Here is a 24326-nt window from a genome sequence, read left to right as displayed (position 1 = left end):
GACGAGTTCGGGGCCGGGCCCATGCCCAGGCCCGGCCCTGCCGGGGGCCCCGGTCTGAGCCCGCTTCCGGGCTCGGGGCCCGGGCCGGACCCGCGTGGGGAGCGGAGAGGGTAGAGGGCCCGCGGGCGGGGCCGCCGTCGAGACCCATCCGGCGGGTGCCCCTGCCCCGTTCTCCACCCGGCGGGTGAACCCCCTCCCGCGATCTCCACCCGAGCCTCCACCCGTGGGTTGAGGTGCCGGGGAGGGGACCGTTCCTACCATCGCGGTATGAATCAGGTAACGGGAATCGACGTGAGGACGGCCGGGCGCTCCGACGTGCGGGAGACCGCGGCGGTGCTGGCCCGCGCCTTCGACGACGACCCGGTGATGGCGTGGATGTTCCCCGACGCCGAGGAACGCCCGCGCAGGCTGCCGGGTCTGTTCTCGGTGCTGCTGCGCCATCAGCACCTGCGCCACGGAGCCGTGCGGCTGGGCGTGGACGGCGCCGGGGCGCGGGCTTTCTCGGCACACAGCACCGCCGCGGACTCCCTCTCCGCCCGCCGCGACAAGGGGCCGGCCACACGCCGGAACAAGAGAAGCCGCCCGCCGATACAAGGTGCCGCCCTGTGGGACCCGCCCGGCCAGTGGAGGAACCCGGCCTGGCGCGAGCTGCTCGCGCTGCCCGGGTACGCGAGGCTCTTCGGGCGGAGGCTGGCCGTGGCGGGCGAGACGGTGGCCACGCTGGCCGCCGCCCACCCCGAGGAGCCGCACTGGTACCTGGCGGTGCTGGGCACCGAACCGGCCGCGCAGGGCCGGGGCGTCGGCGCGGTCCTGCTGCGCTCCCGGCTGGAGGTCTGCGACCGCGAGGGGACGCCCGCCTACCTGGAGTCCAGCAAGGACCGCAACGTCCCGTACTACGAACGCTTCGGGTTCCGCGTCACCGGTGAGATCACCATCCCGCACGGCGGTCCCACGACCTGGGCGATGTGGCGAATACCCCAGGGCTGACGGCGCCGCCCCCCTACGGGCTGTCAGACCTGAGGAGTAGGCACGGTGTCGACCACGGACTGACGACGGGTGCCGGTGACGGCACCTACCGTCGAAGCGTGACTGTGATCGTGACCGAGGGCCTGACCAAGCGGTATCCACGGGTTACCGCCCTGGACCGGCTGACCATGCGCATCGAGCCGGGCGTGACGGGGCTGGTGGGTGCCAACGGGGCCGGCAAGTCGACGTTGATCAAGATCCTGCTGGGGCTCGCACCCGCGACCGAGGGCACGGCGGCGGTGCTCGGCATGGACGTGGCCACCGACGGCCCGCGCATCCGGGCCAACGTCGGCTACATGCCGGAGCACGACTGCCTGCCGCCCGACGTCTCGGCGACCGAGTTCGTCGTGCACATGGCCCGCATGTCGGGGCTGGCGCCGACCGCGGCCCGGGAGCGGACCGCCGACACGCTGCGCCACGTCGGGCTGTACGAGGAGCGGTACCGCGCGATCGGCGGCTACTCGACCGGTATGAAGCAGCGGGTCAAGCTCGCCCAGGCGCTGGTCCACGACCCTCGGCTGGTGCTGCTGGACGAGCCGACCAACGGCCTCGACCCGGTGGGGCGGGACGAGATGCTCGGCCTGATCCGGCGCGTCCACGCCGACTTCGGGATCTCGGTCCTGGTCACCTCGCACCTGCTGGGTGAGCTGGAGCGCACGAGCGACCACATCGTGGTCATCGACGGCGGAAGCCTGCTGCGTTCCTCCTCGACCCGGGACTTCACGCAGGCCACCGCCTCACTCGCGGTGGAGGTCACCGACACCGACCGCCACCCGGACGGCACCGGCGCCGCGTTGAGCGCCTTCGCCGAGGCGGGGCTGACCACACGGGCGGACGGCCGGCTGCTCTTGGTGGACATCCGTGACGAGGACACCTACGACACGGTGCGGGACGCGGTGGCGGAGCTGGGCGTCGGCCTGGTGCGGATGGAGCAGCGCCGCCACCGCATAGCCGAGGTCTTCGACAACCGGCCGACCGGCCACGACGAGAAGTGAGAAAGGAGGCACACTTCATGCCCAGCGAATCCGCGCTGCGGGACGGTTCCCGCGACGACTCGCGCATCCACAACATCGGATACCGGCACTACGACGGCGAGCGCCTCGGCCGTGCCTCCATCCGCCGGGCCCTGTTCTCGCAGAGCCTGCGCGGCGCCTACGGCCTGGGGCGGTCGGGGCGGTCCAAGGTGCTGCCGATGATCCTGTTCGCGGTGATGTGCCTGCCCGCGGCGATCATCGACGCGGTGACGGTCTACGTGCACCTGACCAAGCTGCCGGTGGAGTACACGCGTTACGCGATCTACCTCCAAGCGGTCATCGGTCTGTACCTGGCCGCGCAGGCCCCGCAGTCCGTCTCGCGCGACCTGCGCTTCAAGACCGTCCCGCTCTACTTCTCCCGGCCGATGGAGCGTGTCGACTACGTCATAGCCAAGTTCGGGGCGATGGCGGCCGCGTTGTTCGTCCTCACGGCCGCGCCGCTGGTGCTGCTCTACGCGGGGGCGTTGCTGGCGAAGCTGCCGTTCGGCACGCAGACCGCGGGGTTCGGCAAGGGGCTGCTGGCGGCGGCGCTGCTGTCGCTGGTGCTGGCCGGTATCGGTCTGGTGCTGGCCGCGGCCACCCCGCGCCGCGGGTTCGGTGTCGCGGCGGTGATCGCTGTGCTGACCATCTCGTACGGGGCGGTCTCCAGCGTCGAGGCGATCGCGTACAGCAGGGGCAACACCGGGGCCATCGGGTGGCTCGGGCTGTTCTCGCCGATCACGCTGATCGACGGGGTGCAGACCTGGTGGCTCGGTGCGCACTCCGCGGCCGTCGGAGGATACGGACCGCCCGGGCTCGGCGCGGGCATCGTGTACCTGCTTGTCGCGCTCGGCCTGATCGGCGGCTCGTTCGCCCTGCTGATGCGCCGCTACCGGAAGGTGGGACTGGGATGACCACGCTCTCCATCGACGGCGTCTCGCGCTGGTTCGGCAACGTGGTGGCGGTCAACGACGTCACGATGACGATCGGGCCGGGCGTCACCGGCCTGCTCGGGCCGAACGGCGCGGGCAAGTCGACGCTGATCAACATGATGGCCGGGTTCCTCGCGCCCTCGACCGGCTCGGTCACCCTCGACGGTGAAGTGGTCTGGCGCAACGAGGAGGCCTACCGGAAGTTGGGGATCGTGCCGGAGCGGGAGGCGATGTACGACTTCCTCACGGGGGAGGAGTTCGTGCGGGCCAACGCCGAGTTGCACGGGCTGCCCGATCCCGGCGCGGCGACGCGGCGGGCGCTGGCCACGGTCGAGATGGACCACGCCGCCGGGCGGCGCGTCGAGACCTACAGCAAGGGCATGCGGCAGCGGGTCAAGATGGCCTCCGCGTTGGTGCACGACCCGTCGGTGCTGCTGCTGGACGAGCCGTTCAACGGCATGGATCCAAGGCAGCGGCTCCAGTTGATGGAGTTGCTGCGGCGGATGGGCGCCGAGGGACGCACGGTGCTGTTCTCCTCGCACATCCTGGAGGAGGTCGAGCAACTCGCCCGCCACATCGAGGTGATGGTGGCTGGGCGGCACGCGGCGTCGGGTGACTTCCGGAAGATCAGGCGGCTGATGACCGACCGGCCGCACCGTTACGTGGTGCGCTCCAGCGACGACCGGGCGCTGGCGGCCGCACTGATAGCCGACGACTCGACAAGCGGCCTCGAACTGGACGTCAAAGAGGGGGCGTTGCGCGTCGAGGCGGTGGACTTCGCGCGGTTCACCGAACTGCTGCCTCGCGTGGCGCGGGAGCGCGGTGTGCGGCTGTTCGAGGTCACGCCCTCCGACGAGTCGCTGGAAAGCGTCTTCTCCTATCTCGTAGCGGCCTGAAGGGAGCCCGTACATGTACAACGCGACGGTCGCCCGGCTCACCTACCGGGCGCTGCTGGGAAGGAAGCGGGCGGCGCTGCTGTTCGCGCTGCCGATGCTGCTGCTGGTCATCTCGGTGGCGGTGCGGCTGCTGGCCGGGGCGGACGACGGCACGACGGGGGACCTGCTGGGCGGGTTCGCGCTGGCCACGATGGTGCCGTTGATCGGCGTCATCGCGGGCACCGGCGCGATAGCCCCGGAGATCGACGACGGGTCGATCGTCTACCTGCTGTCCAAGCCGGTGCGCAGGCCGGTGGTGATCCTCACCAAGCTGCTGGTGGCGATGGGGGTCTCGGTCTTCTTCTCGGCGATACCGACGTTCTTCGCCGGGCTGGTACTCGACGGCAACAGCAGGCACCTCGCCGTCGCCTACGGGGTCGCCGCAGCGGTGGCGTCGCTCGCCTACAGCGCGATCTTCCTGCTGCTGGGCGTCGTCACCCGGCACGCGGTGGTCGCGGGGCTGGTGTACGCGCTGGTGTGGGAGTCGCTGATCGGCAGCCTCGTGCCCGGGGCGAAGACGCTCAGCGTCCAGCAGTGGGCGCTCGCGTCGGCGTCGTACATCGCGGACGGCGGCGCGATCAACGCCCAGGTCGGCCTGCCGGCGGCGGTCGTCCTGCTGGTCGTCGTCACGCTGGGAGCCACGTGGGGAGCGGCCGGCAAGCTGCGCAGGCTGACCCTCGCCGGAGAGGAGTGACCGGCCGGTGAGGTGTGAGCGCGCGGGCTCGCGCGCTCACACCCGTCCGCCTCAGGGTCGCGGACACCCGGTGCGGTCCGTCAGATCGTGCGGGTGCGGGCCGCCGCCCAGCCGACCAGCAGGGCGGCGGCGCAGACGCAGAGCATGGTCAGGATCGGGGCGGTCCAGCTGCCCGTCGACTGGTAGAGGGCGCCGGCCGCGAACGGGCCGACCGCGGCGAGCAGGTAGCCGACGGTCTGGGCCATGCCCGACAGCCTGGCCGCGGTGTGCGCGTCGCCGGAGCGCAGCACGATCAGGGTGAGCGCGAGACCGATGCCGCCGCCCTGGCCCACGCCGAGGATCGCCGCCCACAGCCACGCGCCGGAGGCGGGGTCGACGAGCAGACCCGCGTAGCCGATCGCGACCATGACGCTGACCAGGACGACCAGCGGGCGTTGCCCCCGCATCCGGCCGGCCAGCAGCGGTACGACGAACGCGCCGACGACCTGGACGAGGTTGTTGAACGCGAAGACCACGCCCGCGGTGGAGCGGCTCATGCCGTGGTCGGTGAGCATGGTCGGCATCCACGCGATCAGCACGTACGTCCACAGCGACTGCAGGCCCATGAACAGGGTGACCTGCCAGGCGAGGCCGCTGCGCCACACGCTGCGGGCGGGCGACGGGGCGGGCGCGGCCGTCTCGCGGCCGGTGCGGCCGCGGGCGATCAGCACCTGCGGCAGCCAGGCCACCGCCGCCACCGCGGCCAGCAGCGACCAGGCCGCCAGCGAACCCTGCCAGCTGCCGCCCAGCGCCTTCTCCAGCGGCACCGACGCCGCCGCGGCCACCGTCGCACCCGCGATCATCGCGCCGGTGTAGACCGACGTCATCGCCGCCGCGCGGTCCGGGAAGTCGCGCTTGATCAGGCCCGGCATCAGCACGTTGAGCAGCGCTATCGCGGTGCCGGCCAGGAGGCTTCCGCCGTACAGCGCGCCGACCGAGGGCAGCACCCGCACCAGGATGCCGACACCCAGCAGCAACAGTGCGCAGAAGAGGACCAGTTCGGCGCCGAAGCGGCGGGCGAGGCCCGGCGCGATCGCGGCGCCGAGGCCGAGGAAGAGCACGGGCACCGAGGTGACCAGGCTGCTCGCCGTCGAGGACAGCCCGAAGTGCGCGCTGACCTCGCTGACCAGCGGGGACATGCTGGCGAGGGCGGCGCGCATGTTGACCGAGGCCAGGACGACGCCGACCAGCAGGACGACGGGGTGCGCGAGCAGGGCCCGGCGGGCGGCCGTTCCGGCGCGGGTGGGCAGGCCGTCCTCGGCGTCGACGAGGACACGGGGGATGGTGGCGCGGTCGGACGGGGCATGGTCGGGCAGCGGGCGGGACAAGCGGTGCGCCTTTCTTCGTGAGCCGGTCGTACGTAGGCCGAGGACGGGGGCGGGGGTCATGGCTGCGGCAGCTGGGCCTCGACCGCGCGCAGCGGTGTGGTCAGCAGCTCCCGGGCGGCCGTCTCCGCCGCCTGCGGGTCGCCGGACTCGATGGCGTCGACGACTGCGGCGTGTGCGGCCAGGTCGATGGGCGGCATGCCCAGCCGTCCGAGGGAGGAGTGCAGGGCTTCGCGCACCGAGGAGCTGAAGTAGCCGTAGACCTCGGTCAGCGCGCCGTTGTGGGCGGCGGTCACCACCCGGGTGTGGAAGTCGATGTCGTCCTCCGCCTGCGCGGTCCGCGCCCCCTCCTCTCGCGGGTCCTCGCCGTGGGAGCGCAACGCGTCGAGGGCGGCCCGCAGCGCGCTCAGGTCCTCCGGTGTGCGGCGGACGGCGGCGAGCCGGGCCGCCTCGGTCTCCAGTGCGATCCGCAGTTCCAGGACGTCGCGCACGCCGGCCTGCTTCATGCCGCGCAGGACGGCGGACGGGTCGGCGGTGGACCGTACGAAGGTGCCCTGGCCCTGGCGCGACTCCAGCAGTCCGGCGTGCACCAGGACCCGGACCGCCTCGCGGACGGTGTTGCGGCCGACGCCGAGTTGCTCGGCGAGGACGTGTTCGGTCGGGATGCGGTCGCCGACCTTCCAGGCGCGTTCGGTGAGCTGGGCGCGCAGGGCGTCGACCACGGTGTCGACGAGGCTGCGCCGGTCGGCCGCCCGCAGTGCGGTCATCTCAGGGACGCCCTTTCGCTCCGGGACGGTCGGCAAGGTTGCCCGGTCATCCTACAATTTTCATGCAGGTTACAACAAAATCCGCCCGGCGCCCCCGCCCCCCAGCCCCGCCCGCGTCCGCGCCCCGGACCCCCCGCCCCCGGGCCCCCCACCTACCCCCGCCCGCCCAGGCGCCGCGCCACCGCCACCAGGTCCGCCGCCGGACCGATGAGGCGGTGGCCGGAGGGCCAGATCGCGCGGAGGCTGCGGCGCAGCTCCAGGCCCTCCACCTCGACCGCGCGCAGCCTGCCGTCGGCGATGTCGCCGCGTACCGCCAGATCGCTGAGCACCGCGGGGCCGGTGCCCGCGATGACCGCGCCGCGCACGGCGGCCGTCGAGCCCAGCTCCAGAAGCGGGCGTACCAGGTCGAGACCGGCCAGGCCCAGCGCCCGGTCGAGCGTCTGCCGGGTGCCGGAACCGCGTTCGCGCAGGACCAGCGGCGTGCCCGAGAGCTCCGCGGCGGTGACCGGGCGCCGCCGCCGGGCCCAGGGGTGGTCCGGCGCCACCACCGTCACCAGGCGGTCGGTCGCCACCTGGCGGGCGGACATCCCCTTCGGCACCTGCGGCGACTCGATGAAACCGAGGTCCGCCGACGAGGAGTCGACCAGCCCGGAGACGTGCTCGCTGTTGGTCACCTGGAGGCCCACGTACAACTCGGGCTGCTGCCTGCGCAGTTCACTGATCCAGTCGGGGATCAGGTATTCGGCCACCGTCAGGCTGGCGGCGACCCGCAGTTCCGCGTCGCGTTTGGTGCGCAGCGCCTCGGCGCCGGTGAGCAGGCCGTCGAGGTCTTCCAGCACGCGGTGCGCCCAGCCCGCGACGACCTGGCCGGAGGAGGTCAGGCGGGAGCCGCGCCGGGAGCGGTCGACCAGCACCAGGCCGAGGCCGCGTTCCAGGGTGGAGAGCCTGCGGCTGGCGGACGGCTGCGAGATGCCCAGCCGCGCGGCGGCCCGGCCGAGGCTGCCGAGGTCGGCGACGAGCACGAGCAGCCGCAGGGACTCCAGGTCGGGCGTGCGCGAGGGAACGCGGAGGTCGGAGCGGGGCGCGGGGCCGGTGGGCGGGAGGCTGGTCACAGCCTCAGCGTATGACCGGGTCATAGCGTTCCGCTATGAGCTGCTACGCGATCGGGGGCTACAGCGGCCCGGCCGCGACGCTCAGAGTTGAAGCATGAACGACGACAGTGGCTGTACGGCCCACAAGGCCCTGGCGGACCGCCCACCGGCGCACTCCGCCCCCACGGCACCCACGGTCCTCCCCCGCGACCCGGCGGCGGACCACGCTCAGGCGCCGCACACCCGGACGAACGGCGGTTCGGCGGACCCCGCCCCGCCGTCCCCCGACCGCGGCCGCACGGCCGCCCTCCCCTCCCTGGTCCCCGGGCTCGCCCTCGCCCTCGGCATCGCGGTCGTGGCGACCGTGCTGGGCGGGCTGGTGCCCGTGGTCGGCGGGCCGGTGACCGGGATCGTGCTGGGCGTGGTCGTGGCGCTGTTCGCACGGCCCGGCGAACGCCTGCGGCCGGGCGTCCGGTTCGCGAGCCGCGGCGTGCTCCAGCTGGCCGTCGTCGTGCTGGGCACGCAGTTGTCGCTGGGTCAGGTGCTGCGGGTCGGCGTGGGGTCGCTGCCCGTCATGGTGGTCACCCTGGGGGTCTGCCTGGCCGCCGCGTACTGGCTGGGCAGGCGGCTGGGCATCGTGCGCGACCTGCGCACCCTGATCGGCGTCGGCACCGGCATCTGCGGCGCCTCCGCGATCGCCGCCGTCACCCCGGTCATCGGCGCCGCCGAGGCCGAGGTCGCCTACGCGGTCTCCACGATCTTCGTCTTCAACATCGCCGCCGTCCTGACCTTCCCCGCGCTCGGCCATCTGCTCGGGATGAGCCAGCACACCTTCGGGCTCTTCGCCGGGACCGCCGTCAACGACATGTCCTCCGTGGTCGCCGCGGCCGGCACGTACGGCTCGGCCGCCGCCAACCACGCGGTCGTCGTGAAGCTCACCCGCACGCTGCTGATCATCCCCGTCTGCCTCGGTCTCGCCGCCCTCACCCGCCGCCGCGCCGCCGCGCCCGGCGGACAGGGCACCGCACGCAACGCCGAACGGGTGCGGGTCGGGCGGCTGGTGCCGTGGTTCCTCGTCGGGTTCGTCGTGCTGGCCGCCGCCAACACGGTCGGCCTGGTCCCGGCCGCCGCGCACCACCCGCTCAGCACCGCCTCCGTCTTCCTCATCACCGTGGCGCTGTCCGCGATCGGGCTCTCCACCGACCTGGCCGGGCTGCGCCGCACCGGTCCCGCGCCGCTGCTGCTCGGCGGCTGCCTGTGGGTGGTGGTCTCGGCGACCAGCCTGGGCACGCAGTTCCTCACCGCAAGCGGCTGACCGGAGAAAGCCGTCGCCGGGGACGGCGACCCGGGCGGGCACCGCGTACCGGTGGATAATGACGTGATCACCGTGAAGCACGCGGGAAAGGCCACCGGTTGACGTCCCCCGACCGTACGCGCGACCGGCCGCGCCCGTCGGTCGGCCGTGCGCGCCGTACGCTCGATCACGCCCGCCGGGCGGTCTCCGACTGGGTCGTGCGCTCGCCCGGCACGCACGTGTGGCTGCTGGTGCTGGCCGTCACCAGCGGCGTCATCGCGGTCGTCTCACCCGGGGTGCGCGCGTTCCTGCTGCACCACAACAGCACCAACCTCGTGCAACTGCGGGAGCATCCGGTCCGGGTGCTGGTGGTCAGCGCGCTGTGGATCGAGACCCCCTCGGGCTTCCTGGTCTACTTCGTGCTCTTCGAACTCGTCCACGCCACCGCGGAACGATGGCTGGGCACCTGGCGCTGGCTGACCGCGGTGGCCGTGGCGCACGTCGGGGCGACGCTGGTCAGCCAGCAGGCGGTACGGCTCGGCATCCGCTACGAGCGGCTGCCCCGGTCGATGGCGCACACCGTGGACATCGGGGTGAGCTACGGGCTCGCCGGGGCGGCCGGAGTGCTGACGTACCTGGTGCCCAGGCCGTGGCGCTGGGGGTACGCGGCCGGGGTGCTCGCGTTCTTCGGCTGGTCGGTGGTGACCGGCCGCACCTTCACCGACCTGGGCCACTTCACCGCGCTGCTGCTGGGGTTCGCCTGCTACGCGCTCACCCCGGCCGCCGGGCGCGGGCGCGGCGGGCGGCGGCCTCCGTCCGGGCGGGACGGCAGGGCACTGGTCACGCCGGACGGTAGCGGCTCAGCCGGAACGACGCCGTGACCCGCACCGGTTCCGCGGGCGACGCCCCCGTGCTCGCGCGCCGTTCGGCGTGGTGGGCGGACGGCCCCATCCCGACGGCGTCGGCGGCCTCGGCCGGAGTGAGCGTCATCGGATACTCCAGAGGCACCCGGTCGACCTGCCGGAAGTGGCCGGACAGCGCGCGGTCGAGCCGTTCGTCCTTGTCGGCGTCGACCTCCAGCATCCCGGCGCGCAGTTCGGCGAGGTGGTCGGGTCCCGGCGTGACGACCAGCAGCGTGCCCCCCGGCCGCAGTACGCGGTGGAACTCGGCGGCGTTGCGCGGCGCGAAGACGTTGAGCACGAGGTCCACCGCGCCGGTGCGCACCGGAAGCGGGCGCCACAAGTCCCACACCGCCGCCCGCGCCCTGGGGTGCGCCCGGGCCGCCCTGCGCAGGGCGAACTTCGAGACGTCGAGCCCGAGTCCGGTCGCGCCGGGCAGCGCGTCCAGGACCGCGGCCAGGTAGTGGCCGGTGCCGGTGCCCGCGTCCAGCACCGTGCCGGGGGCCTCCTCGGCGGCGGCGCGGGCGACAGCGCCGGTCAGCGGCGCGTAGTGGCCGGCGGCGAGGAACGCGGCGCGGGCGGCGACCATGTCCGGGGTGTCCGCGGTCCCGGAACGGGCGTTGCCGGTGAGCAGGTTGACGTAGCCCTGGCGGGCGAGGTCGAAGGAGTGGCCGGCCGGGCAGCCGAGTCCGCCGGCCCGCCGCGCGAGGCCGTCCCCGCACACGGGGCAGACCAGCAGGCCGAAGGCGTCGGGCGCGTCGGGGGACATGGTCCGCCAGCGTACCGGTGGCCTGCGCACTCTCGGCGCGCGGCGGTGCGCAGGGGTGGGGCGGGTCAGGTGCGCGGCGGACGCGGGTGCGGGCGCAGGCCCGTGAAGCGGCCCCTGCCGTGCGTCTGGAGGAGCCCGGCGTACAGGTCGTCGTCGAGTTCCCGGTAGTCCTCGATGGGGTCGCCCGCGTGGATGAGGTCGGTGGCGCACCCCTCGCACCACACGAGGTCCGTCTCCAGGTCGCGGACGACGGCGGGGTGCAGTGAGCAGAACGAGCAGGTGCGCCGGTGACGGCCCCGGCGGGGAGACGCGGGCATGGTGCCCTCCATCCTTCCCGGTGCCGGCCCTCGCGGGGCGGCGTCGTGCCTGCCGTCACCGGATCGACTGGACTGTCGAAGCCCCCTTCGTCAAGGCGGAATTGACGAAAAGCGTGTCACCGGCAACGGGGTGACAAGCGTTCGCCGAAGAGCGATCCTCGGGCCGCGCACGGCCCGACGGACAGCCCGAGGACGCACCGGGCCGCGCACGGCCCGACGGACAGCCCGAGGACGCACCGGCCCCGAAAACCCCGGGGGAAAGCCCGACGCCGCTCCAGACCCCGAAAGCCCGACGCCGCTCCGGAAGCCCGGAGCGGCGTCGGACGGTCGACGGACGGGACGGCTCAGCTGGACTCCACCGTCTCCGCGACCGGCTCGGCGAACTGCGCCGCGTACAGCTTCGCGTACGCGCCGTCCGCCGCCAGCAGTTCGTCGTGGGTGCCCTTCTCCACGATGCTGCCGGACTCCATCACCAGGATCACGTCCGCGTCGCGGATCGTGGACAGGCGGTGCGCGATGACGAAACTGGTCCGGCCGGACCGCAGTTGGGCCATCGCCTGCTGGATGAGCACCTCGGTACGGGTGTCCACCGAGCTGGTCGCCTCGTCCAGCACCAGGATCGCGGGCTCGGCGAGGAACGCGCGGGCGATGGTGATCAGCTGCTTCTCACCCGTGCTGACGTTGCCGCCCTCGTCGTCGATCACTGTGTCGTAGCCGTCCGGCAGGGTGCGCACGAAGCGGTCGACGTGGGTGGCCTTCGCCGCCTCGACGATCTTCTCCTGCGTCGCGCCCTCGCTCCCGTACGCGATGTTGTCCGCGATGGTGCCGCCGAACAGCCAGGTGTCCTGGAGGACCATGCCGATGTTGCCGCGCAGTTCCTCCCGCGACATCGCGGCGATGTCCACGCCGTCCAGGGTGATCCGGCCGCCGGTCACCTCGTAGAACCGCATGAGCAGGTTGACCAGGGTGGTCTTGCCCGCGCCGGTCGGGCCGACGATGGCGACCGTCTGGCCCGGGCGCACCGACAGCGACAGGTCCTCGATGAGCGGCTTGTCGGGGGAGTAGGAGAACGAGACGTCCTGGAACTCGACCTTGCCGGTCACCTTCTGCGGGCGGAGCGGGTTGGCCGGGTCCGCGTCCTGCTCGGGCGCGTCGAGGAGTTCGAAGACCCGCTCGGCCGAGGCGACACCGGACTGGATCAGGTTGGCCATGCTCGCCACCTGGGTGAGCGGCTGGCTGAACTGCCGCGAGTACTGCACGAACGCCTGCACGTCGCCGATGGACAGCGCGCCCGACGCCACCCGCAGGCCGCCGATGACGGCGACCAGCACGTAGTTGAGGTTGCCGACGAACATCATCGCGGGCTGCATCGTGCCGGAGATGAACTGCGCCTTGAAACCGGCCTCGTAGAGCTTGTCGTTGTGCTCGCGGAAGGTCTCGGCGGACTCCTTCTGGCGGCCGAAGACCTTCACCAGGGAGTGGCCGGTGTACATCTCCTCGATGTGCGCGTTGAGCTTGCCGGTCGAGGCCCACTGCGCGATGAACTGCGGCTGCGCCCGCTTGCCGACGCGCTGGGCGACCAGGACGGTCAGCGGCACGGTCAGCAGCGCGACCAGCGCGAGCAGCCAGGAGATCCAGAACATCATGACCAGCACGCCGACGATGGTCAGCAGCGACTGGGTGATCTGGCTGAGGGTCTGCTGGAGGGTCTGGGCGACGTTGTCGATGTCGTTGGTCGCGCGGGAGAGCACCTCGCCGCGCGGCTGGCCGTCGAAGTAGCTCAGCGGCAGCCGTCCGAGCTTCGCCTCGACCTGCTCGCGCATCCGGTAGACGGCCGACTGCACGACGCGGGTGGCGATGCGGGCCTGCACGAAGCCGCATATCGCGGCGCCGACGTAGATCAGCAGCACCCACAGCAGGACGGTGCCGACCGCTGGGAAGTCGATGCCGTGACCGGGCCGCACGCCGTGCATCGAGGCGACGATGTCGGCCACCTTGCCCTGGCCGTGCGCGCGCATCCCGGCGACCGCCTGGGCCTGGCTGACGCCCTTGGGCAGCTGGCGGCCGATGACGCCGGCGAAGATCAGGTCGGTGGCGTGGCCGAGGATCTTGGGGCCGATGACGCTCAGCGCGACGCTGCCGACCGCCATGGCGACGGCGACGGCGATGATGGCCCGCTCGGGCTTGAGCATGCTCAGCAGCCTGCGGCCGGAGCCCTTGAAGTCCATCGACCGCTCGGTGGGCTGGCCGCCCATGAACCGCGCGGGGCCGGCCGCCGGGGCGGGGCCCCTCCTCGGGGCGGGGGTGGTCACGCTGCCTCCTGCTCGGTGAGCTGGGAGAGAACGATCTCCCGGTACGTCTCGTTGTCCGCCATCAGTTCGTGGTGGGTGCCGATGCCGACGACCCGGCCCTCGTCCAGGACGACGATGCGGTCCGCGTCGCGGATGGTGCTGACCCGCTGGGCGACGATGACCACCGTGGCGTCCCGGGTCTCGCGGGCGAGCGCGGCGCGAAGGCGGGCGTCGGTCGCGTAGTCCAGGGCCGAGAAGGAGTCGTCGAACAGGTAGATCTCCGGGCGCCGCACGAGTGCGCGGGCGATGGCCAGGCGCTGGCGCTGACCGCCGGAGACGTTGCCGCCGCCCTGCGCGATCGGGGACTCCAGCCCCTCGGGCATCCGCTCCACGAAGTCCTTGGCCTGCGCGATCTCCAGCGCCTGCCACAGCTCCTCGTCGGTCGCCTCGGGCCTGCCGTAGCGCAGGTTGGAGGCCACGGTGCCGCTGAACAGGTACGGCTTCTGCGGCACGAGGCCGATCAGCTCGGCCAGCGTCTCGGGGGCCAGGTCGCGCACGTCGGCGCCGTCCACCAGCACGGCGCCGTCGGTGGCGTCGAACAGCCGCGGCACCAGGCCGATCAGGGTCGACTTGCCGCTGCCGGTGGAGCCGATGACGGCGGTCGTCTCGCCGGGGCGGGCGGTGAAGGAGATGTCCCGCAGCACGGGGGCCTCGGCACCGGGGTAGCGGAACTCCACGCCGCGCAGCTCCAGCTCACCGTGGCGGCTCAGCGAGGTGACCGGGGCGATGGGCGGCACGACGCTGCTGTCGGTGCCCAGCACCTCCTGGATCCGCTCGGCGCAGACCTCGGCGCGCGGGATCATCATGAACATGAACGTCGCCATCATGACGCTCATGAGGATCTGCATCAGGTAGCTGAGGAACGCGGTCAGCGCGCCGACCTGCATCCCGCCGGAGTCGATGCGGTGGCCGCCGAACCACAGCACGGCGACGCTGGAGACGTTCACGACCAGCATGACGACCGGGAACATCATCGACATCAGGCGGCCGGAGCGCACCGCCACGTCCATCAGGTCGGTGTTGGCCCTGCCGAAGCGCTGCCGCTCGTGGGTGTCGCGGACGAAGGCGCGGATGACCCGGATACCGGTGATCTGCTCGCGCAGGATCCGGTTCACGTTGTCGATGCGGGCCTGCATGCTGCGGAACAGCGGACGCATCCGGCGCACGATCAGCGAGACCACGATGCCCAGCACGGGCACGATGATCAGCAGCAGGGAGGAGAGCGGCACGTCCTGGTTGAGCGCCATCACGATGCCGCCGACGCACATGATCGGCGCCGACACCATCAGGGTGAACGTCATCAGGGTCAGCATCTGGACCTGCTGGACGTCGTTGGTGGTCCGGGTGATCAGCGAGGGGGCGCCGAACCGGCCGACCTCACGGGCCGAGAAGGACTGCACGCGGTCGAAGACGGCCGCCCGCACGTCCCGGCCGAGCGCCATCGAGGTGCGCGCGCCGAAGAACACCGCGCCGATGGCGCAGACGATCTGGACGAGGGTGACCGCGAGCATGAAGCCACCGGTGCCCACGATGTAACCGGTGTCCCCCTTCACGACCCCCTTGTCGATGATGTTGGCGTTGAGCGTGGGCAGGTAGAGCGTCGCCAGCGTGGAGACCAGCTGGAGAAGCACGATGAGCGCTATGGATGTGGTGTAGGGCCTGAGATACGCCCGCAAAAGTCGGACCAGCACACCGCGCAGAGTACGTCAGCCGGTGCCGCACGGCGCTCGCATTTCGCTTGAGCGGAGCCCGGACCGAACGCCGGGCGACCCGCCGGGCCCGTCGCGGCCCGGACCGCCCCGTCCGTACAGCCCGGGCCGCCCCGTCCGCAGCGGCGCGGATCGCCCCCTCCTCCGCGCTCCGGCCGGCTTTCCTGGATACTGCTGGAGAGCCCGCGGGATACGTACCAATAGGCAGGAGGCGCCGCGATGCTGCGCAACGGTCTCGAACCCTGGCACCTGATCATCGTCCTCGTCGCGGTGTTCCTGCTGTTCGGAGCCAAGCGCCTGCCGGAGGGGGCACGGGCGCTCGGCAAGTCGCTGCGCATCCTCAAGAGCGAGACCAGGGCGCTCAAGGAGGACTTCAAGGAAGGCGCCTCCGGTGCCGACGAGGCCGCCCCGGCGGACGCGCAGGCCCCGGCGCAGCGCACCATCAAGTCCGCCCCCGGCGACACGGCCGGCGCCCGGCAGGTCCCGGCGAGCGGCCCGGACATGACCAAGCACTGACCCATTCACTGACCGGGCACCGAGCGGGGCGCCGGCCACGTACCGACCGGCGCCCCGCCGGGCCATGCCGCCCGGCACCGGCGGCTCGTCGCCCGCTCCGGCGCGGCGCGACCCGGTGCCGGGCGGTTGTGTGACGCACCATGGGACGACCGACCGCGCGACGGCACCTCGCCGCACGCGGGCGACCGTACGCACCACTTCGAGACACCAGCTAGGAGACGCGCGGCCATGCGCCTCGGCTTCGTATCGCGGGCGGGCGGCAGGCCGGCCGGTCCGCTGCTCGCCGCCCTGTCCGGACTGTTCGCCCTGCTGCTCGCCCTCGGCGGGGCGCTGGCCCCGCAGGCGCGGGCCGCCTCCGGGATCGACGCGGTCGCCGACGCGCTGAAGAAGAACCCGGTCTACGTCGACCCGTCGATGAACGGTCAGGTCTCGCCGTCCGACGCGACCGCGCTGAGCGACAAGATCCGCTCCGACGACAAGCCGGTCTTCGTCGCCGTCCTGCCCGCGACCACGGCGTACCCCAAGCAGTTCCTGCTCCAGGACCTGCGGGCCAAGGTCGGCATCACCGGCGTCTACGCGGTGCGGCTGGGCAACGGGTTCAACGCGGGCGCGGACCCGCAGGTGATGCCGCACACGGCGGTGCGCAACCTGGTCGGCGAGGTCCAGCGTTCCTACGCGGGCGACGCGAGCAAGCAGCTCGACGCGTTCGTGGACCAGGCCGACGCGCAGGCCCACGGCCACGCCCCCGGCTCCTGGGGCGGGCAGGGCGGCAGCGGCGCGGGCGTGGCGGGCGCCGTCGCGGTGGGCGCGCTGGTGGTCGTGGCGGGCGGTGGCGGCTACCTGGTCTACCGGCGCAGCCGCAGGCGCCGTGCCGAGCGCGACCGCGAGCAGCTGGAGCGGCTGCGCCGGGTGGTCGACGAGGACATCACCGCGTTCGGCGAGGAACTGGACCGGCTCGACTTCACTCCGGGCGACCCCCACGCGGACGACGCGATGCGCGAGGACTACACCCACGCGCTGGACGCGTACGACCGGGCGAAGGCGCTGATGGACGCCGCGCGGCGGCCGGATGACGTGCGGGCGGTCACCGAGGCGCTCCAGGACGGCCGGTTCGCGCTGGCGACGCTGGCGGCGCGCCGGGCGGGCGAGCCGCTGCCGGAACGCAGGGTGCCGTGCTTCTTCGACCCGCGCCACGGCCCCTCGGTGACCGACGTCGACTGGGCGCCGCCCGCCGGGACGCACCGCACGGTGCCGGCCTGCGCGGCGGACGCGGCGCGGCTGGCGGACGGGCGCGAGCCGATGAGCCGCACGGTCGAGACCGCGCACGGCCCGCAGCCGTACTGGGACGCGGGCTCGGCGTACGCGCCGTGGGCGGGCGGCTACTTCGGCGGCGGGATGCTGCCCGGCCTGCTGGTGGGCACGCTGCTGGGCAGCGCGTTCAGCGGCCCGGGGTACGGCTACGGGGGCTACGACGCGGGGTACGACGCCGGTTACGACGCGGGAGTGGGCAACGGCGGCGGGGGCGACGACGGCTCGCAGGGCGGCGACTACTCGGGCTCGAACTTCGACGCCACCGACTTCGGCGGGGACTTCGGGGGCGGCTTCGGCGGCGGGGACGACTCGGGCGACGACGGCGGGGGCTTCGGCGGCGGGGACTGGTGAGAGCACCCGCGCAGGCGGTCGGAGTCCGGGTCCGGCCGCCCGAGGGGCCGGGGTGCCGGGACGGTCAGCGCTGGAGGGCGAGCACCGTCTCCACCGTGTCGGCGTCGTCCGCCCGCTTGTCCTCGCGGTAGCGCACGACCCGGGCGAACCGCAGCGTCACGCCCGCCGGGTAGCGCGTGGAGCGTTGCAGGCCGTCGAAGGCGATCTCGACGACCAGTTCGGGCCTGACCCGCACCACGAGCCCGTCGTCGTGGATGGCCAGCCCAAGCAGTTCCCGCGTCTGCCACTCCAGCATGGCGTCGGTCAGACCCTTGAACGTCTTTCCGAGCATCGCGAACGTCCCGTCCGGCCGCCGCGCGCCCAGGTGCAGGTTGGACAGCTTGCCGGTGCGCCGTCCGTGGCCCCACTCGGCGGCCATCACCACCAGGTCGAGGGTGTGCACCGGCTTCACCTTCAGCCAGGACGCGCCGCGCCGCCCGGCCACGTACGGCGCGTCCAGCGCCTTGGCCATCACGCCCTCGTGCCCCCGTTCCAGCACGTCGGCGGCGAACCGCCGGGCGGCCTCGCGCAGTCGGGGGTCGGCCGGGTCCTCGACGGTGACCCGGCGCACCCGGCGCGGCTCGGGGGTGATCGCGGCCAGCCGGGCGTTGCGCTCGCCGGTGGGGAGTTGGAGCAGGTCGTCGCCGTCGACCGCGAGCAGGTCGAAGAAGACCGGCGAGACGGGCAGCCGCGCCTGGCGCTCGCCGACCTCCAGGCGTGAACCGACGCGCGAGGAGGTCTCCTGGAACGGGCGCGGGCGGCCGTGTTCGTCCAGCGTGATGACCTCGCCGTCCAGGATCGCCCGGCCGACCTCCAACTCCCGTGCCGCGTCCACCACTTCGGGGAGGCGGTCGGTGATGTCCTCCAGGGTGCGGGTGAAGACCCGCACCGCGTCGCCGTCGCGGTGCACCTGGACGCGGATGCCGTCCAGCTTCTCCTCCAGGGCGCACGGGCCGAGGCGGTCGATCGCGTCGTCCACGTCCGGGGCGCTGCGGGCGAGCATCGGCAGCACCGGGCGGCCGACCTGGAGCCGGAAGTCCTCCAGCGCCTCGGCGCCGCGTGCCAGCAGGGCCTGGGCGACCGCGCCCAGCGAGCCGCCCAGCATGACCGCCCGCCGTACGTCGTCCGGCGCGGCGCCGACCGCGGCGGCCAGGCCCTCCACCGCGAGGGCGTCCAGCGCGCCCTGGCGCAGTTCCCCGGCGATCAGGGCGCGCAGGAATCGCTGCTCCTCCTCGGTCGCCGCGCGCATCAACTCGCCCAGCCGGCGCTTGCGTTCGCCCTGCGCGCCGGCCCCGGAGACGGAGGCGATCCGGTCGAGCGCCTCGTGCGTCTGGAGCACCGTCAGCGACGGCAGCCGAGCCGCAGGGTGCGGTTCGCTCAGCGTGCTCCAGCCGACGCCGATGCGGCGTTGCGGCAGGCGGCCGGCGAGGTAGGTGATGACCACCGGCGCCTCGCTGGGCCCGGCGGAGCCGAAGAGCCGGGCGAGGGCGGCCGTCTTGGCGGTGCGGGCCCGGGTGGCCGCCACCTCGCGGGACACCCGGGCTACGTCGGCCAGCAGCATGACCTCATCGTCGCGGCTGCGGGTGGTACGTGCACAGGGCCCACAGCACGAAGACGTCGATCGCGAGGACGATCAGCGACCAGAAGGGGTAGTACGGCAGGAACATGAAGTTGGCGAGCAGGCTGAGCGCGACGATGAAGATGCCCGTCGCGCGGGCCCAGGCCTGTCCCGCGATCACCCCGAGACCGACGATCAGCACGAGCGCGCTGACGACGATGTGCACCCAGCCCCACGAGTAGAGGGTGAACCTGAAGACGTAGTTCGGGGTGGACACGTAGACGTGCTGCTTGGCGACGGCGACGACGCCCTCGAAGAGGCCGAGGATGCCGTTGGCCACCATCATCACGCCGGCGAAGAGCACGAGCCCCGAGGCCCAGCCGCCGCCGGACGAGCCGCGCGCGGCGGGTGGGGGTGGGGCGTGCGAGGTGGCTCCCGTTGTCTGCGCCATGGCTGCCTCCCGTTGTCGCGTGATGCGCGCCGGGCACGTGGTGTGCCGCGCGGTGCGCATGAATCAGGCAAATGGCACATTTCACGTTAGCAACCGGCACGATCACCCGCACGGCGGAGCAGGGGCGGCCCTCGTGCGGGGAGGCGGGCGGGGACCGTGTGCCCCGCCCGCCTCCTCAGCGGCCGCGTCGTACCGCCTGGCCCGTCAGCGGGCGCCCGTGGTGCGGCGACGGCGGCCGACGATGACCGCGCCCGCGCCGACCAGCAGCAGCACCGCGCCGCCGCCCGCGAAGGCCGCGGTCTGGGTGCCGTTGCCACCGGTCTCGGCGAGGCCGCCGCCGGTCGGCGTGGTCGAGCTGGGCGGCACCGAGGGGGTCCCGCTGGGCGCCGCGGTGGCCGTCGCCGGGGCGGAGGCGGACGCCGAGGCGGACGGCGCGGAGCTCGGCGACCCGGCGCCGGAGGACGGGCTGCCGGAAGCCACCGGGGACGGCGTCCCGGAGCCCCCGGGCGCTGGAGCCGTGGAACCGCCGGGGGACGACGGCGACGGGCTCGCCGAGGAGCACGGCGCCGACCCGTTCCACGCCGTGATCAGATCGGTGGGCGTCGCCGAGTCCGGGTAGTGCGGCAGCGGATTGGCCACACCGTCGTACTTGTTCCCGTTGCCGTACAGGTCGATCTGGCCGAAGCAGGACGGCAGGTGCGTGCTGACGTCCAGCGTCGCCTGGAGGTGGCCTTGCTTGAGGACGGTGGTGTCCCAGCCGAGGAACGCCTGCTCACCGGAGGTCTGCCAGGTCGGCCCCTGCGCGCTGTACGAGGCGAGCGAGACCGGGTACTGGCAGCCCTGCGCGACGTCGTGCGTGAGCTTGACCTCGATCGTGCCGGGCGCCGAGCCGTTGATGCGCCCCGAGGTCGTCCAACTGGCGCCGCCGTCCAGCGAGTAGGCCACGCCGACCTGACCGCACTGCCCGTTGTTCGCGTGGTGGCGTTCCGCGGCCTGCGCGGAGGTGACGCCCGCGACCGATACCGCCACTGCCATCGCGCCGATGCCCAGGGCGCCGACGACTGCTGAGCCGATGGTCCGTTGCACTGCTGCTCCCTGCTGAACGTGCCGGGCCGGCGGACGGGCGGGGGCAGGGATGACGGGGTGCGGGGGCCACCTGTCAGGTGGGGCTGCCAGGGCACAGCTCGAACTCCGCCGCCTGCGAAGGGGGCCTCGTCGCCGAAGTCTGGTGTCGCGGCCGGAGGTGGCCGGGCGGCGAGTATGCCGCGCCCGCTTCCCCCCTGTACAGAGGCGTGGTCAGCCGGTTGGCGTCAATCGGGCTGCTATGGGCGGTTGGTGACGCCGTATTCACAGCGAACCTTATGCATCCGTGATGTGGAACGGCCCTGACCTGTGTGTTCGCTGTCAGCGGGAGGGAAGTGCGGCGACGCGGGGCGGCGCCGGGCGAGGGCGGCGCTGCTCCGTCCGGGTGCTGTTCATCGGAAGATCCGCGAATCGCATGCTCAGATCCCACGTTCTTCGGGGTGCGTCCACATCATGAGGAAGGTATGTAAAGCGGCTCTGCTGTACACAGACCGCCCATATCGCCTTGCCGTCCCTTGTCCGCCCCCTGATCGCCCAGTCCGCACCGCGCCTGACCGCCTGGATCGACCGAAAGTGAGGAGCCGTGGCCACCACCCGCGTCACGACCTTCTGGACCGCCTGCCTGACCGCCGTCGTCTCCGTCTTCGCCCGCCTGCTGACCGCCCTCGGCGTCAAGCGCGAAGGCGCCGCCGCCCCCCTCCCGGCCGTCGTCATCCCCACTCAGCAGACCGCCGCCCGCCGCCGGGCCGCCGTCGCCCCGGCGTTGTGCGTGCCGCCGCTGGAGATGGTGAGGAGGCCGCGCAAGCCCGGTTCGCTGCCGCCCACCATCAAGCAGCGCATCCACGCGGAGGCGCACGGCTCCTCCCCCGCGGTACGGCGTCTGGCCGCCGTCGACGACCCGATGGCGATGCCGATCACGGTCCCGGCGCAGCGCGAGGCGACCGCGGCGGTGGAAACCGCGTCGTCGGGAACGGGATCGCGGGCGCAGGCCGCCGTGGAGCCGGGAGCGCGGGCGCAGGCCTCCGCCGAGCCGAAGCCGAACGCGCGGCACGCCGCCCCCGTGCCGTTGCCGCTGAGCCGCTGAGCTCGGGCGTGCTCCGGCCGCCGCCTCAGACCACCGGACGCTCCTGCATCAGCAGTTCCGTGCCGTCGATCTCGATGACGCAGGTCGGCGTCGCGAACCCCATGCGCGACTCTCTCACGCGTACGTGGAACGGATGAGTGGGTTCGTCGGGCAGGACCCCGGTCAGCCGGTAGGTCCCGGAGCCGTGCAGACGCTCCCGGGAGACCTCCTTGCCGTCGATCAGCAGCTCCAGCTCGTGCGGCGCTGCCGAGCGCAGGTTGACGGTGATCGAGTGGCTGGCGTGGTCCATGTGGAAATGACGGCAACGACCCATGGCGCACCTCCGCGCTGACCCCCTCGCCCCACCAGCATAGGCTTCCTCGCACGCCCCGGAACCGTTCGTTCCGCGGGCGCGGTCGTGTGTGGGCGCGTGATCGCGCGGGCGGGCGTGAGCGTGGGGGCCGGCGGGGGTGACATTTGTCCTGCGGGGATGGTGACAGGCGGCTCTGCCGTGGCGCCGGTGCGGGCGGCAGGATGAGTGGTGTCATCAGGGCGGTGACACGAGCGGGGCCCGAGGGGGACGAGATGAACGGGATCATGACGCGGGGATCGCGGGAGCAGGCGCAGGGGCAGGCGCAGGCTCAGGCCGCCGGCAGCGACGTGGCGGGCGGGGCGAAGGGCGTGGACCTGTCGAAGGTCAAGCCGCTGCCGGTCTGGTTCTTCGGGTTCGAGGGCGTCATCGGTGCCGCGTACGACCTGATGCACGTGTGGAAGGGCGCCTGGGTGGTGCTGGTCGCGCTGGCCGCCGTGAACATCGTGGTGGGCCTGACCGTGATGGGCAGGCGGCGCAAGCTGGTCCGCGCGATGCTGAAGAACTCCAGGACGCGGATGATCGCCATCGGGCTGATCGCCGCGCGCCTCGGCGCCCACCTGCTGCTCGGCGCGGCCGGTACGCAGGTGACGTCGGCGGCCGGGCACCTGGTCTTCGCCGTCGCGATGGCGGGCGCCACGGTGACGCTGCTGTGGGTGGACCAGCGGATCACCTTCCGCGCCCTCGGCCTGGGGACGCCGAAGCTGGTGTGACGCGGACGAAGACGTACGACGCGTACGACGTGTGAGGGCCGTCCCGCCGGGGCGGCCCTCACGCGTCGGCGCTGGTTTGGCCGGTGGGTCCGGCGGGCGAGAACCAAGAACATGGCTGACGCGACACGTGCCGGTGGACCGGCGGACGACAGCGGCACCGCGCCCGGGCGGCCGGACGGCGACGAGGGACGGGCGGACGAGGGACGCGCTGACGAGGGGCGGGCGGACGTAGGTCTGGAACGCGCCGCACTCGGCCCGCTGAACGTGCTGGCCATCGCGGTCGCCGCGATCTCGCCGACCACCTCCGTCTTCCTCGTCTACGGCTCGGGCCTGGGCACCGCAGGCACCGGTGTGGTGTGGGCGTTCGTGATCGGCGCGGTCATCGCGCTGTGCATGGCGCTGTGTTACGCGGAGGCCGGCGGGCGCTTCCCGTCGGCCGGGGGCTGCTACGCGATCGTGCGCGGTGCGCTCGGACCGGTCGCCGGCGGCGTGACGGCGGTGCTCTTCCTGCTGCTGGGGCTGGTCTCGACCGCCTCGATCCTGGTCGCCTCTGCCACCTATCTGTCCTCGCTGGTACCCGGCGGGCTGCCGACGGGGTGGGTGGCGCTGGGGATGATGACGCTGGTGACCGCGTTGTCCATCGGCCGCGTGTCACCGGCGAGTTGGGTGGCCGCCGCGATGCTGGTGCTCGAACTCGCCGTCATCCTGGTCTTCACCGCGTTCGCCTTCGCCCACGCCGCGCCGGGCGCGCACCCGTTCGGGCATCCGAGGGCGGCGCAGGGGTCGGGCGCGCTGCCGCACGCGGTCGGCCTCGGCGCGCTGCTGACCGCCGTCGTGCCCGCGCTGTTCGCCTTCAACGGGTACGACTGGCCGCTGTACTTCGTGGAGGAGTCCAGGGGATCGCGCCGCGCGGGCCCGCGCGCCGTCGTGGTGGCCGCGGTCGTCGCCGTCGTCGTCGAACTGCTCGCGGTCGTCGCCGCGACCTCGGCCGTCGGGGACCTGGGCCGCACCTCCTCCGACGCCTCACCGCTGTCGCTCATCGCGCGCCAGGTGATGGGGGCGGACGGCGCCAGGGCGCTGATCGCGGGCGTCGTGGTGGCGATGTTCGACACCGGTCTCGCCGCCAACCTCGGCTACGCGCGCGTCTGTTACGCGACCGCGCGCGACGGGATGCTGCCCGGGCCGCTGAACGGCTTCTTCGCACGGACGTCGGCGCGCTCGCGGGTGCCGGTGCGGGCGTTCGCGTTCCTCTTCCTGGGCAACGGGCTGCTGTGCGTGTTCAGTTCGCTCGACGACCTGGTGACCTTCACCGGGGTCATGATCGTCGTGGTGTACCTGCTGGTGGCGGTCTCCGCGCTGGTCGGCCGGGTGCGCGGGCGGGGGCTGCGCGGGGTGTTCCGCATGCCGTGGTGGCCGCTGCCGCCGCTGGTGGCCGTGGTCGGGGCGGCGCTGGCCCTGTCCCGGCAGGACGGCCGCGACCTGGCGGTGGCGCTGGGCGTCGCCGCCCTCGCGCTGGCGGCGTACACGGTGGCGGCGGTCCAAGGCCGCCTGCCGGGCCGGACCACACCGGAGCCCGCCCCAGGGACCGATCCCGGCCCTGCGTCCGAGTCCGCGCCGGGGGGCGGCGAGGCCTGAACCCCGTGCCCGCTGCCGGAGGCGGTCCGGGACGCGGCGCCCTGCCCCGCGCCTCCGTGCCGGTGACATCCGGTG

General features: G+C 73.1%; 23 protein-coding genes. 12 read left to right on the top strand and 11 right to left on the bottom strand.

The features are described 5' to 3' along the window. Positions 1-267: 267 nt before the first annotated feature. The 5 genes from CK485_RS09805 (at position 268) to CK485_RS09785 (ending at position 4600) form a co-directional block, all read left to right on the top strand. Complete coding sequence (locus CK485_RS09805) at positions 268-987, top strand: GNAT family N-acetyltransferase (RefSeq protein ID WP_109449111.1); 720 nt, start codon at positions 268-270, stop codon at positions 985-987. A gap of 104 nt (positions 988-1091) precedes the next feature. After that, positions 1092-2021: an ABC transporter ATP-binding protein gene (locus CK485_RS09800; protein ID WP_109449109.1), complete on the top strand. Its 930-nt coding sequence runs from the start codon at positions 1092-1094 to the stop codon at positions 2019-2021. 17 nt (positions 2022-2038) lie between these two features. Continuing rightward, positions 2039-2953: an ABC transporter permease subunit gene (locus tag CK485_RS09795; protein ID WP_109449107.1), complete on the top strand. Its 915-nt coding sequence runs from the start codon at positions 2039-2041 to the stop codon at positions 2951-2953. After that, positions 2950-3867 carry an ABC transporter ATP-binding protein gene (locus CK485_RS09790; RefSeq protein WP_109449105.1) on the top strand — a complete coding sequence of 306 codons (918 nt, stop codon included), beginning with the start codon at positions 2950-2952 and terminating at the stop codon, positions 3865-3867. The genes CK485_RS09795 and CK485_RS09790 overlap by 4 nt, the downstream gene beginning before the upstream one ends. 13 nt (positions 3868-3880) lie before the next feature. Further along, positions 3881-4600: an ABC transporter permease subunit gene (locus tag CK485_RS09785; protein ID WP_109449103.1), complete on the top strand. Its 720-nt coding sequence runs from the start codon at positions 3881-3883 to the stop codon at positions 4598-4600. A gap of 80 nt (positions 4601-4680) precedes the next feature. Here CK485_RS09785 and CK485_RS09780 read toward each other — a convergent pair whose 3' ends face one another. From CK485_RS09780 to CK485_RS09770, 3 genes are all read right to left on the bottom strand, one after another. Further along, on the bottom strand, positions 4681-5967 hold the full coding sequence (locus CK485_RS09780; protein WP_241968261.1) for an MFS transporter: 1287 nt from the start codon (positions 5965-5967) through the stop codon (positions 4681-4683). Positions 5968-6023: 56 nt separating this feature from the next. After that, the gene (locus CK485_RS09775) at positions 6024-6731 is read right to left on the bottom strand and encodes a FadR/GntR family transcriptional regulator (protein ID WP_109449093.1); all 708 of its coding nucleotides are present in this window, start codon (positions 6729-6731) and stop codon (positions 6024-6026) included. Positions 6732-6883: 152 nt separating this feature from the next. Further along, complete coding sequence (locus tag CK485_RS09770) at positions 6884-7843, bottom strand: LysR family transcriptional regulator (protein ID WP_241968260.1); 960 nt, start codon at positions 7841-7843, stop codon at positions 6884-6886. Positions 7844-7937: 94 nt separating this feature from the next. Between CK485_RS09770 and CK485_RS09765 the strand changes: the two genes are divergently transcribed. Continuing rightward, the gene (locus CK485_RS09765; protein WP_241968259.1) at positions 7938-9137 is read left to right on the top strand and encodes a putative sulfate exporter family transporter; all 1200 of its coding nucleotides are present in this window, start codon (positions 7938-7940) and stop codon (positions 9135-9137) included. Between the two features lie 98 nt (positions 9138-9235). Beyond that, positions 9236-9997 (top strand): rhomboid-like protein, encoded by a 762-nt coding sequence (locus tag CK485_RS09760; protein ID WP_199239301.1) that lies wholly within the window; start codon positions 9236-9238, stop codon positions 9995-9997. Here the strand turns inward: CK485_RS09760 and CK485_RS09755 are convergent. From CK485_RS09755 to CK485_RS09740, 4 genes are all read right to left on the bottom strand, one after another. Beyond that, on the bottom strand, positions 9957-10784 hold the full coding sequence (locus CK485_RS09755; RefSeq protein WP_109449089.1) for a putative RNA methyltransferase: 828 nt from the start codon (positions 10782-10784) through the stop codon (positions 9957-9959). The genes CK485_RS09760 and CK485_RS09755 overlap by 41 nt on opposite strands. A gap of 65 nt (positions 10785-10849) precedes the next feature. Continuing rightward, the gene (locus CK485_RS09750; protein WP_146214517.1) at positions 10850-11101 is read right to left on the bottom strand and encodes a hypothetical protein; all 252 of its coding nucleotides are present in this window, start codon (positions 11099-11101) and stop codon (positions 10850-10852) included. A 344-nt stretch (positions 11102-11445) separates the two neighbouring features. Then, complete coding sequence (locus CK485_RS09745; protein ID WP_109449085.1) at positions 11446-13356, bottom strand: ABC transporter ATP-binding protein; 1911 nt, start codon at positions 13354-13356, stop codon at positions 11446-11448. A 53-nt stretch (positions 13357-13409) separates the two neighbouring features. Continuing rightward, positions 13410-15143, bottom strand: a complete 1734-nt coding sequence (locus CK485_RS09740; RefSeq protein ID WP_109449083.1) for an ABC transporter ATP-binding protein — start codon at positions 15141-15143, stop codon at positions 13410-13412. Positions 15144-15380: 237 nt separating this feature from the next. On the opposite strand from CK485_RS09740, the gene tatA reads away from it, so the two are divergent. Beyond that, positions 15381-15677, top strand: coding sequence for a Sec-independent protein translocase subunit TatA (gene tatA, locus CK485_RS09735; RefSeq protein ID WP_109449081.1), 297 nt, complete (start codon positions 15381-15383; stop codon positions 15675-15677). A gap of 228 nt (positions 15678-15905) precedes the next feature. Next, entirely contained in the window at positions 15906-17339 is a 1434-nt protein-coding gene (locus CK485_RS09730; RefSeq protein WP_109449079.1) for a hypothetical protein, read from the top strand. Between the two features lie 64 nt (positions 17340-17403). Here the strand turns inward: CK485_RS09730 and CK485_RS09725 are convergent, their stop codons facing one another. The 3 genes from CK485_RS09725 to CK485_RS09715 form a co-directional block, all read right to left on the bottom strand. Continuing rightward, positions 17404-18939, bottom strand: a complete 1536-nt coding sequence (locus CK485_RS09725) for an ATP-dependent DNA ligase (protein WP_109449077.1) — start codon at positions 18937-18939, stop codon at positions 17404-17406. 4 nt (positions 18940-18943) lie between these two features. Beyond that, a complete protein-coding gene (locus CK485_RS09720; protein WP_241968258.1) occupies positions 18944-19387 on the bottom strand; it encodes a hypothetical protein in 444 nt (147 codons plus the stop codon). 204 nt (positions 19388-19591) lie between these two features. Further along, positions 19592-20473, bottom strand: a complete 882-nt coding sequence (locus CK485_RS09715; RefSeq protein ID WP_109449076.1) for an LAETG motif-containing sortase-dependent surface protein — start codon at positions 20471-20473, stop codon at positions 19592-19594. Positions 20474-21053: 580 nt separating this feature from the next. On the opposite strand from CK485_RS09715, the gene CK485_RS09710 reads away from it, so the two are divergent. Beyond that, complete coding sequence (locus CK485_RS09710) at positions 21054-21554, top strand: DUF6344 domain-containing protein (protein WP_109449075.1); 501 nt, start codon at positions 21054-21056, stop codon at positions 21552-21554. A gap of 25 nt (positions 21555-21579) precedes the next feature. Here CK485_RS09710 and CK485_RS09705 read toward each other — a convergent pair whose 3' ends face one another. After that, positions 21580-21843, bottom strand: a complete 264-nt coding sequence (locus CK485_RS09705) for a hypothetical protein (RefSeq protein WP_109449074.1) — start codon at positions 21841-21843, stop codon at positions 21580-21582. A gap of 287 nt (positions 21844-22130) precedes the next feature. Between CK485_RS09705 and CK485_RS09700 the strand changes: the two genes are divergently transcribed. Together CK485_RS09700 and CK485_RS09695 are read left to right on the top strand one after the other, a co-directional pair. Further along, a complete protein-coding gene (locus CK485_RS09700; protein ID WP_241968257.1) occupies positions 22131-22616 on the top strand; it encodes a hypothetical protein in 486 nt (161 codons plus the stop codon). A 111-nt stretch (positions 22617-22727) separates the two neighbouring features. Continuing rightward, positions 22728-24251 (top strand): APC family permease, encoded by a 1524-nt coding sequence (locus CK485_RS09695; RefSeq protein ID WP_109449072.1) that lies wholly within the window; start codon positions 22728-22730, stop codon positions 24249-24251. Positions 24252-24326 lie beyond the last annotated feature (75 nt).

The organism is Streptomyces sp. ICBB 8177, from assembly GCF_003144095.1.
GTDB lineage: Bacteria > Actinomycetota > Actinomycetes > Streptomycetales > Streptomycetaceae > Streptantibioticus_D.
This window is presented reverse-complemented; position numbering and strand designations above follow the sequence as displayed.